Annotated in this window: 14 protein-coding genes; 8 read left to right on the top strand and 6 right to left on the bottom strand. The window is 70.6% G+C overall.

Annotated elements, in window-relative coordinates; translation table 11 throughout:
• Positions 1–99: 99 nt before the first annotated feature.
• The 4 genes from ACR5MH_RS16995 to ACR5MH_RS16980 are packed head-to-tail and all read right to left on the bottom strand — an operon-like array spanning position 100 to position 4,307.
• Complete coding sequence (locus ACR5MH_RS16995; RefSeq protein ID WP_431348263.1) at positions 100–1,080, bottom strand: glycoside hydrolase family 43 protein; 981 nt, start codon at positions 1,078–1,080, stop codon at positions 100–102.
• Positions 1,077–1,994: a carbohydrate ABC transporter permease gene (locus ACR5MH_RS16990; protein WP_431348262.1), complete on the bottom strand. Its 918-nt coding sequence runs from the start codon at positions 1,992–1,994 to the stop codon at positions 1,077–1,079. The genes ACR5MH_RS16995 and ACR5MH_RS16990 overlap by 4 nt, the downstream gene beginning before the upstream one ends.
• Entirely contained in the window at positions 1,991–3,004 is a 1,014-nt protein-coding gene (locus ACR5MH_RS16985) for a carbohydrate ABC transporter permease (protein WP_431348261.1), read from the bottom strand. The genes ACR5MH_RS16990 and ACR5MH_RS16985 overlap by 4 nt, the downstream gene beginning before the upstream one ends.
• The gene (locus ACR5MH_RS16980; RefSeq protein WP_431348260.1) at positions 2,994–4,307 is read right to left on the bottom strand and encodes an ABC transporter substrate-binding protein; all 1,314 of its coding nucleotides are present in this window, start codon (positions 4,305–4,307) and stop codon (positions 2,994–2,996) included. Before ACR5MH_RS16980 ends, ACR5MH_RS16985 begins: the two co-directional genes overlap by 11 nt.
• 172 nt (positions 4,308–4,479) lie before the next feature.
• Here ACR5MH_RS16980 and ACR5MH_RS16975 point away from each other — a divergent pair, with 172 nt between their 5' ends.
• From ACR5MH_RS16975 to ACR5MH_RS16965, 3 genes are all read left to right on the top strand, one after another.
• Complete coding sequence (locus tag ACR5MH_RS16975; RefSeq protein ID WP_431348259.1) at positions 4,480–5,490, top strand: LacI family DNA-binding transcriptional regulator; 1,011 nt, start codon at positions 4,480–4,482, stop codon at positions 5,488–5,490.
• Between the two features lie 36 nt (positions 5,491–5,526).
• On the top strand, positions 5,527–7,344 hold the full coding sequence (locus ACR5MH_RS16970) for a glycoside hydrolase family 2 protein (protein WP_431348258.1): 1,818 nt from the start codon (positions 5,527–5,529) through the stop codon (positions 7,342–7,344).
• 204 nt (positions 7,345–7,548) lie between these two features.
• On the top strand, positions 7,549–9,261 hold the full coding sequence (locus tag ACR5MH_RS16965; protein ID WP_433861976.1) for a family 43 glycosylhydrolase: 1,713 nt from the start codon (positions 7,549–7,551) through the stop codon (positions 9,259–9,261).
• Positions 9,262–9,268: 7 nt separating this feature from the next.
• On the opposite strand, the gene ACR5MH_RS16960 is transcribed toward ACR5MH_RS16965, so the two are convergent.
• A complete protein-coding gene (locus ACR5MH_RS16960) occupies positions 9,269–9,517 on the bottom strand; it encodes a GNAT family N-acetyltransferase (RefSeq protein WP_431348257.1) in 249 nt (82 codons plus the stop codon).
• On the opposite strand from ACR5MH_RS16960, the gene ACR5MH_RS16955 reads away from it, so the two are divergent.
• From ACR5MH_RS16955 to ACR5MH_RS16940, 4 genes are all read left to right on the top strand, one after another.
• Positions 9,516–9,836, top strand: a complete 321-nt coding sequence (locus ACR5MH_RS16955) for a hypothetical protein (RefSeq protein ID WP_431348256.1) — start codon at positions 9,516–9,518, stop codon at positions 9,834–9,836. The two genes, ACR5MH_RS16960 and ACR5MH_RS16955, sit on opposite strands and share 2 nt — an antisense overlap.
• A gap of 63 nt (positions 9,837–9,899) precedes the next feature.
• Positions 9,900–10,412: a hypothetical protein gene (locus tag ACR5MH_RS16950; RefSeq protein WP_431348255.1), complete on the top strand. Its 513-nt coding sequence runs from the start codon at positions 9,900–9,902 to the stop codon at positions 10,410–10,412.
• Between the two features lie 165 nt (positions 10,413–10,577).
• Entirely contained in the window at positions 10,578–11,570 is a 993-nt protein-coding gene (locus ACR5MH_RS16945) for a CorA family divalent cation transporter (RefSeq protein ID WP_431348254.1), read from the top strand.
• Positions 11,571–11,695: 125 nt separating this feature from the next.
• The gene (locus ACR5MH_RS16940) at positions 11,696–12,286 is read left to right on the top strand and encodes a nitroreductase family protein (protein ID WP_431348253.1); all 591 of its coding nucleotides are present in this window, start codon (positions 11,696–11,698) and stop codon (positions 12,284–12,286) included.
• A 105-nt stretch (positions 12,287–12,391) separates the two neighbouring features.
• Here the strand turns inward: ACR5MH_RS16940 and ACR5MH_RS16935 are convergent, their stop codons facing one another.
• On the bottom strand, positions 12,392–13,441 hold the full coding sequence (locus tag ACR5MH_RS16935; RefSeq protein ID WP_431348252.1) for a zinc-dependent alcohol dehydrogenase family protein: 1,050 nt from the start codon (positions 13,439–13,441) through the stop codon (positions 12,392–12,394).
• A 128-nt stretch (positions 13,442–13,569) separates the two neighbouring features.
• Here ACR5MH_RS16935 and ACR5MH_RS16930 point away from each other — a divergent pair, with 128 nt between their 5' ends.
• Positions 13,570–14,196 (top strand): N-acetyltransferase family protein, encoded by a 627-nt coding sequence (locus ACR5MH_RS16930; protein WP_431348251.1) that lies wholly within the window; start codon positions 13,570–13,572, stop codon positions 14,194–14,196.
• Positions 14,197–14,211: the final 15 nt, after the last annotated feature.

Here is a 14,211-nt window from a genome sequence, read left to right as displayed (position 1 = left end):
ACCCCGAAACGTATGCCGGGCTGTGTGGAGTAACCCTAGTATCCACACCGCCCGGCATCGTGGTTAACGCCTGTCGTATCAGCCGAACCTCGGGGAGGGTCAGGTCGCGGGCACCGGCACGCCACCGCGCCAGGTCACCGGCACGGCATGGAGACCGCGGTAGGCGGCCGCGTCGTCCCAGGAGTGGAACAGCATCCAGTCCTTCCCACGGAAGGTCACCAGGTCGGCGCCGCCCGGGCCGAGGTAACGACCTCCACTGCCGGCCGTCGACACGATCGGGCCCGTGTGCTTCGCGTACGGGCCGAGGAGGCCGGCCGCCGTGGCCGCGCCGGTCGCGTACGAGTCGCCGCCGTAGTCGTTCGCCGAATACAGCAGCACGTACGAGCCGGCGTGCTTCACGATCACGGGCGCCTCGACCAGGTGGCCCTCCCAAGGCTCGGTCTGCTTGATCAGCTTCGTGCCGGCCCCGACCAGCGCGGTCCCGTCGGCGGAGAGCCGCTGCGCATGGATCCAGGTGTCGAGCCCGCAGCAGTTGCCGTCGTTCTTCCACACCAGGAACCGGGTGCCGTCGTCCTCCGTGAACACGCTCGCGTCGATCGCGCCGCCCTCATCGACCGGGCAGACCAGCGGAGTGGCGGACGGCGACGTGAAGGGGCCGGCCGGGTCGGTCGCGAACGCGGCGCCGATGCACTGACGGCCGCTGGCCGCGTCCGTCGCAGTGAAGTACAGCGCGAACCGGCCGCCCGGGAGCGCGGCAGGCCCGGGAGCCCAGGTCTTGCCCGGCGTGGCCCACGACGGCAGGTCCGGGAGGGCATCGGTATCGCTCATCGCCCAGTGCCGCATGTCGGCGCTCGTGGCGAACTGGACATTCTTGCCCGGCGCGTTCGTCGCGTACGCGTAGACGCGGTCGCCGACCACGAGCGCACCCGGGTCCGGGAAGTCGCGGTCGAGCTGGAACGCGGCGGTCGTCGGCGACGCACTCGGCGCTGCAGCGTCCGCCGAGCACCCCGCGAGCGCCCCGAGAGCGAACGCGGCGGCGAGCACAGTGCCCGCCGCCGCACCGACCCGCCTGCGCCTCACCCCTTGACCCCGCTGGTCGCGACGCTCTCCACGATCTGCTTCTGCGCGAAGAAGAAGAGGATGAGCACCGGGACCGACGCGACGACCGCGCCCGCCATGACGATGGCGAAGTGCGTCGAGTAGGCGCCCTGGAGCTGGGACAGTCCAGGCTGCAGCGTCAGGTTCTCCGGGCTCAGCAGCACGTACACCGGCCAGAGGAAGTCGTTCCAGTTGGCCAGGAAGCTCAGCACCGCGAGCGTCGCCAGCGCAGGCCGCGCCAGCGGGACGACGATCTGCAGGAAGATGCGCAGGTCGCCCGCCCCGTCGATGCGCGCGGCCTCCTCGATCTCGGCGGGCAGCCCGATGAAGAACTGCCGCAGGAAGAACACACCGAAGGCGCTCGCGGCTCCCGGGATGGTGATGGCCCAGATGGAGTCGAGCCAGCCCAGGTTCTGCACGATGAGGTAGTTCGGGATGAGGAAGATGACCGGCGGCACCAGCAGCGTCGCCACGATCAGGCCGAACACGATCCGCTTGCCCACGAACTCCAGCCGGGCGAGCGCGTACGCGGCGAGGGAGGCGGTGACCAGGATGATCACCGACTGCAGCGCCGCAGCCGCCAGGCTGTTGAGGAACCAGCGGAACACCGGCTGCTGCCCGTTCGCGATGGTGGCGTAGGCGTCGAACGAGAACGGGTTGGGCAGCGCCGAGTACGGGTTGCGGATGGCGTCGCCGTCGGTCTTGAACGACGTCAGCAGGATCCACAGCAGCGGCAGCAACACGAGGAGCGCCAGCACGATCAGCACCGCGTAGAGCACGCTCTTGCGGAGCGCCTGCTGCGGGGTCTGCTTGCGCCGCGCCCGGATGCGCCGGCTCGGCTCGGCCCCGTCCGGGGCGGGTCGCCCGGAGTCCGGGCGGGAGGTCACGGTCGTCATGAGGCGCTCTTCTCTGACCGCTCCCGCTGAATGCGGAAGTTGACGATGCTGATGATGGCGAGGAAGGCGAACAGCACGTAGCTCATGGCCGATGCCGCCGCCATGTTGTTCTGCGACAGGCCCTGGTCGGCGATGTACATGATCGCCGTGCGGGTCTGGTTGCCCGGGCCGCCCTTGGTGAGCAGGAACGACTGGCCGAACATGTTCGCACTGGCGAGGATCGTGATGGTCACCACGAAGGTCATCACCTGCCGGAGGCCCGGGAGGGTGACGCTGAGGAACTGGCGGAACGGACCCGCACCGTCGAGCGCAGCGGCCTCGTAGAGGTCGGCGCTGATCCCCTTGAGGCCGGCCAGGATGATGACGGTGTTGAAGCCCATCGTCCACCAGACCGTGACGCCGACCAGTGAGATCCACGCCCAGGGCACGTCGACGGTCCAGGGCAGGTTGTCGGGCAGGCCGATCATCCCGAGCACGTGGTTGACGATGCCCGACTGGGTGTCGAGCAGGTACTTCCAGATCACGCCGATGACGGCGACGCCCAGCACGTACGGGGCGAAGAAGATCGCGCGGAAGAACGAGCCCGCGCGGATGCGCTGGTTCAGCAGCACGGCGACCAGCAACGGCACGAGCAGCAGGAACGGCACGCTCGCCACGGTGAAGATGCCGGTGGCGAGCATGGACTGCCAGAAGTCACCGGAGGTCGCGCTGCCGGGGGTGAACAGCTCGAGGTAGTTCTTCAGCCCGACGAACGACTGCGTCGCGCGGAACGGGCTCCAGTTGGTGAGGCTGATCCACAGGCCGAAGACGGCCGGAGCCAGCACGAACACCAGGAACAGCACCAGGAACGGCGCCAGGAAGAGGTAGGCGACGCCCGTGCGACGACGGCCGCCCGGCCGTCCGGCCGCACCGCGTGCGGACCGGGTCGACCGGGCGGACCGTGCCGAACCGCGCGGGCGGGGCGCCCCGGTCTCCCGGGGCGCCACCAGCGAGTCGGTGTCAGTTGCCATAGGTGTCTTTGTTCTGCTTGATCAGCGCGTTCGCCTTGGCGACGGCGTCGTCGAGCGCCTGCTGCGGGCTCTTCTTGCCCGTGATCGCCTCGTTCACCGCGGTGGTGATCGTGGCCTCCACGCTGCTGATGCCGGGCGCCGTGCTCTCGTAGTGGGCGTACGGCAGCTCGTCGAGGAACGGCTTCAGGGCCGGGTAGTCCTTGACCAGCTTGGGGTCGTCGCGCACCGAGTTCTTGGCGGGCAGCTCACCGGTCTTGGGCCAGTCGGCCGAGTTGTCGTTCATCCACTTGACGAACGTCGCGGCCGCGGCGGTCTTGTTCTTGTCCTGCCCCTTGTTGTTCATGAACATCCAGTGGGTGGAGCTCGACCACACGGCCTTCTTGTCGCCGATCTGCGGCACAGCAACGGCCTGCCAGTTCAGCTTGCCGAACGCGGTGTTCGTGGTCTGCCAGACGCCGTTCCAGTTGAACGCGGTCTTGCCGGCGATGAGGGCGTTGATGTTGCCGTCCTGGGCGACGTTCGACGGGCTGTAGCCGTTCTTGATGAGGTCCGTCATCCAGGTCAGCGCCTTGACTCCGGCCTCGGAGTTGAAGGTGGCCTTCGTGACCGGCTTGTCGAAGAGGTCGCCGCCGTACTGCCAGAGCAGGCTCTCGAACTCGAAGGTGCCGGTGAACACGTAGCCGTCCACCCACTCGCCCTGGACTCCCGCCGTCTTGAGCTTGGCGAGGGCCGCCTCGTAGGAGGCCTTGTCCGCGGGGATCGAGCTCGGGTCGACGCCGGCCTTCTGGAGGACGTCCTTGTTGACGTAGAGGCCGAGCGGCGTCACGCTCCACGGCACTGCGTACTGGGCGCCGTTGTACTTGCCGGCGTCCATCAGGCCCGCGGGGAAGTCGTTCGCCGAGTAGCCGAGGGACTTGACGATCGAGTCGGCCTTCAGCACGAGGCCCTGGGCCGCGTAGGTGGCGATGTCGTCGCCGTGGCCGACGGCGACGTCCGGGCCCTTGCCGGCCTTGACCGCGAGCGGCATCTTCTGGGCGATGTCCGACCACTGCATCGGGACGTCCTTGACGACGATGTTCTTGTGCTCGGAGTTGAACTTGTCGATCATCTTCGGCACGAGGACCGGGGCGGCGCCGCCGGTCCAGCCGTTCCAGAAGCTGATGGTCACCTTCGGGCCGGTGTAGTCGCCCGAGGAGACCTCGGAGCCTCCGGAACCCGAGTTGCTTCCGCACGCCGTCAGCGCGAGGCCCAGCCCCACCGTGACGGCGGCTGCGACCGCGCGCACCGCGAATCGCTTCTTCATGTGATCTCTCCCTTGAGTGCTCCCCGCAGCCGCTGAGATGCGGCGGTCTGTTCCGAGGAGGGGCCGATGGTGTCCCTGCATGTTTACAGCGCTAGATATTTGCTGTCAAGCGGTAGCGGATTTCCTCCGACGGTACACTCGTGCTCACAGTGCCACGGAGACAGGAGCCGACATGGCTGTTCGCTTGCAGGACGTCGCGGAGTACGCGGGCGTCTCGATGAAGACCGTCTCCAACGTCGTGCGCGACTATCCGCACGTCAGCGCCAAGATGCGCGAGCGCGTCCAGAAGGCCATCGACGAGCTCGGCTACCGGCCGAACGTCATGGGCCGTCGCCTGGCGACGGGGCGCACAGGACTCATCGCGCTGGCCTTCGCCGACGTGCGGATCCCCTACTTCGCCGAGCTCGCCCGGGTCATCGCCGACGCCGCGGAGGAGCGCGGCTACCGCGTGCTGCTGGAGCAGACCGAGGGCACTCTGGACGGCGAGCGCGCGGTCGTCTCGGCCAGCGAGTCCGGGCTGGTCGACGGGATGCTCTTCCAGCCGAGCCTGATGAACTCGACAGAGCTGGCGCAGAACCGCGCGGACATCCCTCTCGTGGTGCTCGGCGAGAACGCGGCGCCGCTCACCGTCGACCAGCTCATGGTGGACAACGTCGCAGCGGCCCGCACGGCGACGGCGCACGTGATCGCGCACGGCCGCCGCCGGATCGGCTTCGTCGGCCACGAGGCCGGCGGCCTGACGCGGACCTCCACCCTGCGCATCGCCGGCTACCAGCAGGCGCTCGAGGAGGCCGGGATCACGCCGGAACCGGGCCTGCTGATCTCCACCACGGCGATCAGCGCGTCCAGCGCGGTCGCCGCCGTCGGGGCCGCCCTCGACGCCGGGCTGCAGTTCGACGGGCTGGTCTGCCGCGATGACCTCGCCGCGATCGGCGCGCTGCGCGCCCTGCACGAGCGCGGGGTGCGGGTGCCGGAGGACGTGGTGGTGACGGGCTGGGACGACACCCCGATGACCGAGGTCACCTACCCGTCGCTGACGTCCATCGCCCCGGACATGCGGGCACTGGCCTCGCGGGCCATGGACATGCTGCTGGAGCGCGTCGCCGGTTTCGGGGGCGTGGGGCGGCACGAGCTCGTCCCGTACACCCTGGTGACGCGGGAGAGCGCGCCCGCGATTTTCTGACTTTACAGCGCTGGATAGTTGCGGCATGCTTGGGGCGTGCTCGACTCCATCCCCACCAGACACCGCTCGTCCGGACCCGCCCTGCGCGCCAGCGACCAGGACGGCAGCCACCCGCGGCCGCAGCTGATCCGGCCCGCGTGGCTCGACCTGGGCGGCACCTGGACCTTCGCGTTCGACGACGACGACCGCGGCCACGCCGAGCACTGGGAGCGCCGCGACGACTTCCCCGGCCGGATCGAGGTCCCGTACCCGTCGGAGTCGCCGGCTTCGGGAGTCGGGGACACCGGCTTCCACCCGGTCGTCTGGTACGCGCGCCGCATCGCGGTGGACGACCTCCCCGAGGGCGAGCGCACGCTCCTGCACTTCGGCGCGGTCGACTACCGGTGCGAGGTCTGGATCGACGGCCGGCTGGCCGGCCGCCACGAGGGCGGCCAGACGCCCTTCACGTTCGACATCACCGACCTGATCGAAGGCGACGAGCTGACGATCACCGTCCGCGCCGAGGACGACCCGTTCGACGTCTCCCAGCCGCGCGGCAAGCAGGACTGGCGCGAGCGCCCGCACTCCATCTGGTACCACCGGACCACCGGGATCTGGCAGCCGGTCTGGCTGGAGGGCGTGCCCGCCCTCCATGTGGCCCAGGTGCACTGGAGCAGTGACATCCACCGCGGCATCGTGACCGCCGACCTGCGATTCTCCCAACGCCTCCCCGAGGGGTCGCGCGTGCGGCTGGAGCTGGCGCACGTCGAGCAGTCGCTGGCGTCGGTGGAGGTCGTCGTCTCCGGCACGCGCGCCGAGCTCGTCGTGCCGGTCGCCCGGCAGCAGAACGGCCAGGCCTACGAGGAGCTGCTGTGGTCGCCGCAGCGCCCGACCCTGATCGACGCCACCATCGCGGTGACCGCGGGCGGCGCGACCGGCGACGTCGTGCACTCCTACCTCGGCCTGCGGTCGATCGCGGTCGAGAACGGCCAGTACCTCCTCAACGACCGGCCGGTGTACCTGCGGTCGGTTCTCAATCAGGGCTACTGGCCGCAGTCGCACTCGGCCGCTCCCGACTCGGAGGGGCTGCGGCGCGAGGCCGAGCTCATCCTCGAGCTCGGCTTCAACGCGGCCCGACTGCACCAGAAGTACGAGGACCCGCGCTTCCTGTACTGGGCCGACCGGCTCGGTCTCCTGATCTGGGCGGAGGCGCCGGCGGCCTACGCGTTCGACGCCGACGCGGTCGAGCGGACGATGGCCGAGTGGATCGCCATCCTCGACCGTGACCGTTCGCACCCGTCGATCGTCACCTGGGTGCCGCTCAACGAGAGCTGGGGCGTGCAGCACCTCGCCCACGACCAGCGGATGGTCGCGTACGCCAAGGCGCTCGTCCACACCACCAAGACGCTCGACCCGTCCCGGCCGGTGGTGTCCAACGACGGCTGGGAGCACGTGGAGTCGGACATCCTGAGCATCCACGACTACGACGCCGACCCGGAGGCGGTCCGCGAGCGGTACCGTTCGCGCGAGCACATCCTGAGCTCGTCGCACACCTTCCCCGGCCGCAGGCTCGTCGTGGACGGCGCGCAGCGGCTGGATGTGCCGATCATGCTCACCGAGTTCGGCGGCATCTCCTACATCGAACGGCCGAGCGACGACGCCTGGGGCTACTCGTCCGCCGCGACGGCCGACCAGTTCGCCGACCGGCTCGACGCGCTGTTCGACGCCGTCCGGGCGAGCGACGGGCTCGCCGGCTTCTGCTACACCCAGCTCGCCGACACCGGCCAGGAGACCAACGGGCTCGTGTTCGAGGACCGGAAGCCGAAGGTCCCGCTCGCGCGCATCCGCCGGGCGGTGACCGGCCAGGAGGCCTGAAGCACCATCCATCCATCCAGACGAAGGAGTCTTCATGCGCACCACGACAATCGCTCTCGCGATCGCCGCCACCGTCGCACTGTTGCCGTTCGCGCCCGCGACGGCCGCGGAGCCTGGGGCGTCGTCGCCAGGGGCTCGCCCGGCGTCGCGGCCGGTGTCTCGGCGTCGGGGCGCCCCGCGATGCCGGGGAGCTACCAGAACCCGATGACGCTGAAGCTCCCCTCCGGCGAGACGGCGGAGAGCTGCGCCGACCCGTCGGTCATCCACGGCGCCACGAACGGCGACACGGACTGGTACCTCTACTGCACGACCGACGCGCTCACCGCGACCGAGAAGGCTGCGGACGGGTCGCTCGTGATGCACAACGTCCCGATGTACCGCTCCGCCGATCTCACGCACTGGAACTACGTGGGCGACGCGTTCCCGCAGAAACCGTCGTGGCTCGGAGCGAACGGGTCGATGTGGGCGCCGGATGTCGTCTTCCGCAACGGCCGCTACTTCCTCTACTACGCAGCCTCCGACTCGGCGCTGCCCGGCGGCGGCTCGGCGGTCGGCGTCGCGACCAGCGGCAGCCCGACCGGCCCGTGGACCGACACCGGCACCCCGGTCGTCGCCCCGCAGGCGCATCCGGCCGACCCGAACGCGCGGCGCTGGGAGTTCGACCCGGAGGTGATCACGACCGGCGGCACGAGCTACGTCTACTTCGGCAGCTATTTCGGCGGGGTCTTCGCCCGGAAGCTCAGCGCCGACGGCCTGGCCTCCATCTCGTCCACCGAGACGCCGATCGCGATCGACAACCGGTACGAGGGCACGAACATCGTGCAGCACGACGGCTGGTTCTACTTCCTCGGGTCCGCGACGAACTGCTGCGCGGGTCCGCTCACCGGTTACAGCGTCTTCGCCGCGCGGTCGCGCAGCCCGCTCGGGCCGTTCGTCGACCGGGACGGCGTGCCGATCCTCGCCAACCGCGTCGGCGGCACCCCGGTGCTCGCGCAGAACGGCAACCGCTGGGTCGGCGCCGGACACACCGCCGTGGTCACCGACTTCGGCGGCCAGGACTGGATGGTCTACCACGCAGTCGACAAGAACGACCCGTACTACGCGGGCGACGTCGGCTACACGAAGCGCCCGGTGCTGATCGACCCGCTCGACTGGCAGGGCGGCTGGCCGTCGGTGCGCGCCGGGGCGGGACCGTCGGACTCCGTCATGCCCGGCCCGGCGGCACAGCCCGGTCAGCGTACGGCGTACAAGCCGGCGTACGCCCCGGACCCGCGTCCCGGCCGCCCCGACCTCGCGCGCTCGACCGAGTTCGACGGGACCGCGCTCGGCGCGAACTGGAGCTGGGTGCGCCGGCCCGACCCGTCCACCTACGCGGTGAAGGGCGGGACGCTGACCTGGCAGACCCAGGCGGCCGACCTTCAGCCGCCCTCCACTCCGCTCGCGTCGGTGCTCACCGAGGCGGCGCCGTCGGGCGACTACGTGGTGGAGACGAAGGTGTCGGTGAGCACGCCGAACGACGGCAGCGTCCACAACTACGTGCAGGGCGGCCTCATCGTCTACGGCGACGACGGCAACTACGTGCGGCTGACGTCCAACAGCATCTGGAACACCCGGCAGACCGAGTTCGGCAAGCACGTCGCGCCGGTGCCCGCGGGATACCCGAGCTATGGGAACGGCGTGGTCGGGCCGGTCGCCGACCGGACATACCTTCGCATCGTCCACCGTGTCCAGCAGGGGACGGACACCTACACGGCGTACACCAGCATCGACGGCGGCCACTGGGACCGCGGCGACACCTGGACCGCCGACCTGGGTGCGCATCCCCGCATCGGGCTGATCTCGCTCGGCGGCGCCGGGTACACGAGCAGCTTCGACTACGTGCACGTCAGCGCGCTGGCGGGAGGGCCGGCGCAGTAGGAGCGGCTCAGCCCGCGGGCGCCGTCCAGTACGCGTGGCGCGATGCCGGACGGAAGCCCAGCCTGGAGTAGAGCGCATGGGCGGCCGCGTCGTCCGCAGCACCTGGAGTCACCAGGTGCCGGACTCCGCGGCCGCCTGCTGCGTCCGCGAGGGCGACGGCGAGCGCGCGGGGAAGGCCCCGGCGGCCGCGGGCAGGGGCCCCCGTCGACAGTGTCCGCTGCCGCGGCCGGCCGCGAAGGCGTACCGTTCGTGCCATGACCGACACGAAGGACGCCGCGCCCGCCGCCGAACCGTTCCCCGCCGCGGAGATCGCGGGCCTGAAGGCCAAGACCGTGGCGCACGTCGTCCACTACCGCAGGAAGACCTACGTCACCCTGCCGTCCGAGGGCTACGCCCTCCTGAAGCGCGTGCGGACCCTGCTGCGCGACGGCACCACCGACCTGGTCCCGCTGGTGCACCGCGACGGCTTCGTGTGGCTGGCGATCGGGCCGAACATCCCGATCGCGGTGGACGAGGTGGAGACCGACAACGGCGAGAGCGAGAAGCACACCCTCAAGCGACTCGGGCTGCGCTGACCGCCGCCGTCGGCCGCGCGATTGGACCTACTGCGGGCATCGGGCCGGGACTATGCTGACGCCGTGAGCGCAGACGCCGGCTTCGCACCCCGCACCGCCCGACGCGGCGGGACGCCCGCGCGGACGCGTCGCCGGGTCGCCGCCGCACTCGTCGGGGTGGCCGTGCTGGGCCTCCTGACCGGCTGCGACCTGCTGGCCCCGCAGGACACCAAGTACATCCAGGAGACCGCGGACGGCGTGAACGGCGACATCGGCCCGATCTTCATCGGCAACGCCGTGCTGCTCACCGCCCAGTCGTCCTCGCCGGTGAGCCTGGTCGCGACCCTCGTCAACCAGGGCGAGTCGAGCGAAGACGTGCGCATCGTGACGCCGGCCGGCTCCGAGACCGTGACGGTGAAGGCCGCCGAGTCGGTGCAGCTGGGCACCTCCGACGGCCAGACCGTCACCTTCGACGGCCTCGACGCCAAGCCGGGGTCGCTGTCGCCGGTGACGTTCCAGACCAGCACGATGACGGAGACGCTCTACGTACCGGTGCTGGACGGATCGCTGCCGCAGTACCAGGACCTGGTGCCCTGAGCGCTGCGCCGCGTCAGCGTCGCCCAGGCAGCGGCCGGGCGCGCGGGAAGTGCCACCACAACTGGGGCATCACCGCGCCCGTTTCCTGAGAACTCCATCACCGTCGACCGGCGACGACTCAGCGGGGAGGTCGTAGGTTGGAGCGTCAGCCAACGAGGAGGTCGTGTGTCGCAGCAGGTTCAGGAGGGGTCGCTCCAGCTTCGGGGGACGCTCTTCGACGGGGACGATCGCACGGACGTCGGGTCGCTCGCCGAGCTCATGGAGGAGTTGCAGACGTCGACCGCGTTCGGGTACCTCGAGATCCAGGACCCCGACCGACTGCAGCTCGCCGAGCTCGCCGACCGCCTCGGCGCGCACGACCTCGTCCACCCGCCCGCGTCGGCCTCCGCCGGGCACATGCCGATGGTCGCCGGCGAGCACGTGCGCCTCTCCACCCACCGGGTGCAGCTCGAGGAGCCGACGTTCCAGCTCGTCGTCGCCGACCTCCACATCTACGTGCTGCCGCGGCTGCTGATCCTCGACCACGACGGCGACTTCGACTTCGAGCCGCTGCGCGCGCGGCTGACCACCGAGAAGCGGCACCGCGACCAGGGCGTCGGCTGGCTGCTGTGGATCGTCCTCGACCAGTTGCTCGGTGAGGCCGGCGCCGCACTCAACGCCCTGGACGACGAGCTGGACGACATCGAGGATGTCCTCCTCGCCCCCGGCGCGAAGCCCGCCGTGATCCAGAACCGCGTGTACCAGCTCCGCAAGTCGGCCTCCCGCCTGCGCCGCTGCCTCCTTCCGCTCCGCGACGCGGTCGACGCACTGCTGCGCCGCGAGGCGGACTGCGTCAGCTCGGGGCTGTTCCCGCTGTTCCAGGGCCTGTACGACCGCGGCGTGCACCACGTGGAGTGGGCGGACTCGCTGCGCGACCTGGTGACGGCGCTGTCGGACACGCAGATCGCGATGGAAGGCAACCGCCTCAACGTGATCATGAAGAAGGTGACGAGCTGGGCGGCGATCATCGCGGTCCCGGCGGCTGTCACCGGGTTCTATGGGCAGAACCTGCCGTACCCGGGGTTCAACTCGATGGGCGGCCTGTGGATGTCCACGCTGCTGATGGTCGTGGGCTGCGGCGGGCTGTACCTGACGTTCAAGCGGAAGGACTGGTTGTAGGGCGCCAGAATTCGGAGACACGTCACCGAATTCTGGAATACTCTCCCAGGTCCATGTGTTCACATCGACATAGCCGGGCAATGGAGCCTCGTGATCCCGTATTCACCGTCGAGGAGTTCCATCCCATGTCGCTGACCGACACCATCACCCGCACCGCCGACACGTCCTTCCCGCTGCTGCCCGCGCTCGCCGAGCGCTGGAGCCCGCGCGCCTTCGACACCGAGGCCGTGATCGACGACGACAAGCTGACCGCCGCCCTGGAGGCCGCACGCTGGTCGCCGTCCGCCAACAACACGCAGCCGTGGCGGTTCATCGTCGCCCGGCGCGGCGGCGAGGCGTTCGACGCCATCGTCGCCAACCTGATGGGCTTCAACCAGGCCTGGGCCGGCGCGGCCGGAGCGCTCGTCGTCGCCCTCGCCGAGGTCGTCGACGCCGAGGGCAACGAGCGTCGCTGGGCGACCTACGACGTCGGCCAGGCGGTCGCGCACTTCAGCGTCCAGGCCCACCACGACGGCCTCCACACGCACCAGATGGGCGGCTTCGACCCCGCGGGGATCCGCGCGGCGTTCGACATCGAGGAGCGCTTCGTGCCGGTCTCCGTCACCGCCGTCGGCATGCTCGGCGACGTGGACTCGCTGCCCGAGCCGCTGCGTGAGCGCGAGCTCGCCCCGCGCACCCGCAGTGCGCTCGACGAGGTCGTGCTCGTCAACTCCTGAGACACTCCCGCCCCGCAAACCCGGAAACCCCCGTACCCGGAAACCCCCGCAACACGCGAAGGAGGGCACGTCGCGAACGCGACGTGCCCTCCTTCGCTTTGAGAACTACGGCCGCACGAGCGTCTTGATGGCGCGGCGCTCGTCCATCGCGGCGTACGCCTCGGCGATGTCCTCCAGAGGCAGCTCCAGGTCGAACACCTTGCCCGGCTCGATCGCGCCCGACCAGACGTCCTGCAGCAGCTCCTCCACGTAGTTGCGGACGGGGGCGACGCCGCCGTTCACGCCGACGTTCGTGCCGAACAGTGTGCGGATGGGCAGCTCGGCGCCGCCGTTCGGGACGCCGACGTAGCCGACCATCCCGCCAGGACGGGCCGACCGGATCGCCTGGTCCATCGACTCCTTGGTGCCCACGGCCTCCAGGACGCAGTCCGGGCCGACTCCGTCGAACAGCTCCTTGACGGCCGCGATCCCCTCATCGCCGCGCTCGGCGACGATGTCGGTCGCGCCGAACTCGCGGGCGAGCGCCTGGCGCGACTCGTGCCGCGACATGGCGACGATACGGGAGGCGCCGAGCCGCTTCGATGCGAGCACGGCGCACAGGCCGACCGCGCCGTCGCCGACCACGACGACCGTGCTGCCCTCGGTGACGCCGGCGGAGACCGCGGCGTGGTGGCCGGTGCCCATGACGTCCGACAGGGTGAGGAGGCTCGGGATGAGCTCCGCCCGCGGGTACTCCGGGGTCGCGACGAGCGAGCCGTCGGCGTGCGGGACGCGGACCTTCTGGCCCTGGCCGCCGTCGGCGAAACCGCCGAGCCGGTCGTCGGCGCCCCACCAGCCGCCGTGCAGGCACGAGGTGCTGACGCCGTTCTTGCAGTTCGCGCAGGTCATGTCGCAGTCGTAGAACGGGGCGATCACGAAATCGCCGACCGAGATCGTGCTCACGTCGGAGCCGACCTCCTCCACGACGCCGACGAACTCGTGGCCGATGCGGCGCGGTGACGCAGTCGGGGTGACGCCGCGGTACGGCCACAGGTCGGAACCGCAGACGCATGCGGCGACGACGCGCACGATGGCGTCTCCGCCGGTGGAGAGGACGGGGTCGGGGACTTCTTCGAGGCGGACGTCGCGCTCTCCGTGGATGATGGTCGCAAGCATGCCTCCCAGCCTACGCGAGGCAGGTGAATACCCCCTCTCTGCGGGCCAGAGGACCGCCCGGTGGATGCCCTAAGCTCGCATCCGTGCTCCGCGGAACCCCGCCGCGACGAGCCGAGGAAGGATCGCCCGTGCCCGACGTGTCGCGACGTGCCGTGACGGCGCTGCGCACGCTCGTGCTCGGGGTGTCCGAGCGCGGCGCCACCGAGCCGCTGACCGTCCGGCTGCGGCCCGTCGAGCCGATCGAGGCGGTCGATCCGGTCGGCGCCGGGCCGTCCACGACACCGGCCGCCGTCCGGCCCGGCGCCGTGACGCTGCGGCCGGCGACCTCCGCGGACGAGCCCTTCCTCCGGCGCGTCTTCCGGGACGCCCGGCGCTGGGAGCTCCCGGGGGCGCAGAGCGCCGAGCTCGACCCCGCGCTCGGCCCCAAGTACCGCGCGCACTCGGCCGACCGTCGCGACCGCTACCCCGACGCCGAGACCTCCATCGTCCTGGAGGGCGCGGAGCCGGTGGGCACCGTCACGCTGCACCACGAGGACGGCCGCACGCATGTCGTGGAGCTCGCCGTGCTCGCCGATCGGCGCGGCCGCGGAATCGCCTCCAGCGTGCTGACCGGGCTGCTCGCCGCGCACCGCCGGCTCACCGTCACCGTGTGGGAGGAGAACCGCGGCGCGCAGCGACTCTACGAGCGGCACGGCTTCGCGGTCGTCGCGGAGCAGTTCGGCTATCTGCTGATGGCGACGGGGGCCGACCGCTGACGGCCGGCCCGCGCC

Origin of the sequence: Streptomyces sp. L7, assembly GCF_050990935.1 — a bacterium.
In the GTDB taxonomy this organism is placed as follows: domain Bacteria; phylum Actinomycetota; class Actinomycetes; order Actinomycetales; family Microbacteriaceae; genus Leifsonia.
This window is presented reverse-complemented; position numbering and strand designations above follow the sequence as displayed.

Coding starts and splice junctions, on each gene's coding strand:
- ACR5MH_RS16940 (WP_431348253.1), top strand. CDS start 11,696: ATGTCGCTGACCGACACCATCACCCGCACCGCCGACACGTCCTTCCCG.
- ACR5MH_RS16960 (WP_431348257.1), bottom strand. CDS start 9,517: ATGGCACGAACGGTACGCCTTCGCGGCCGGCCGCGGCAGCGGACACTG.
- ACR5MH_RS16985 (WP_431348261.1), bottom strand. CDS start 3,004: ATGGCAACTGACACCGACTCGCTGGTGGCGCCCCGGGAGACCGGGGCG.
- ACR5MH_RS16980 (WP_431348260.1), bottom strand. CDS start 4,307: ATGAAGAAGCGATTCGCGGTGCGCGCGGTCGCAGCCGCCGTCACGGTG.
- ACR5MH_RS16990 (WP_431348262.1), bottom strand. CDS start 1,994: ATGACGACCGTGACCTCCCGCCCGGACTCCGGGCGACCCGCCCCGGAC.
- ACR5MH_RS16965 (WP_433861976.1), top strand. CDS start 7,549: ATGACGCTGAAGCTCCCCTCCGGCGAGACGGCGGAGAGCTGCGCCGAC.
- ACR5MH_RS16955 (WP_431348256.1), top strand. CDS start 9,516: ATGACCGACACGAAGGACGCCGCGCCCGCCGCCGAACCGTTCCCCGCC.
- ACR5MH_RS16935 (WP_431348252.1), bottom strand. CDS start 13,441: ATGCTTGCGACCATCATCCACGGAGAGCGCGACGTCCGCCTCGAAGAA.
- ACR5MH_RS16975 (WP_431348259.1), top strand. CDS start 4,480: ATGGCTGTTCGCTTGCAGGACGTCGCGGAGTACGCGGGCGTCTCGATG.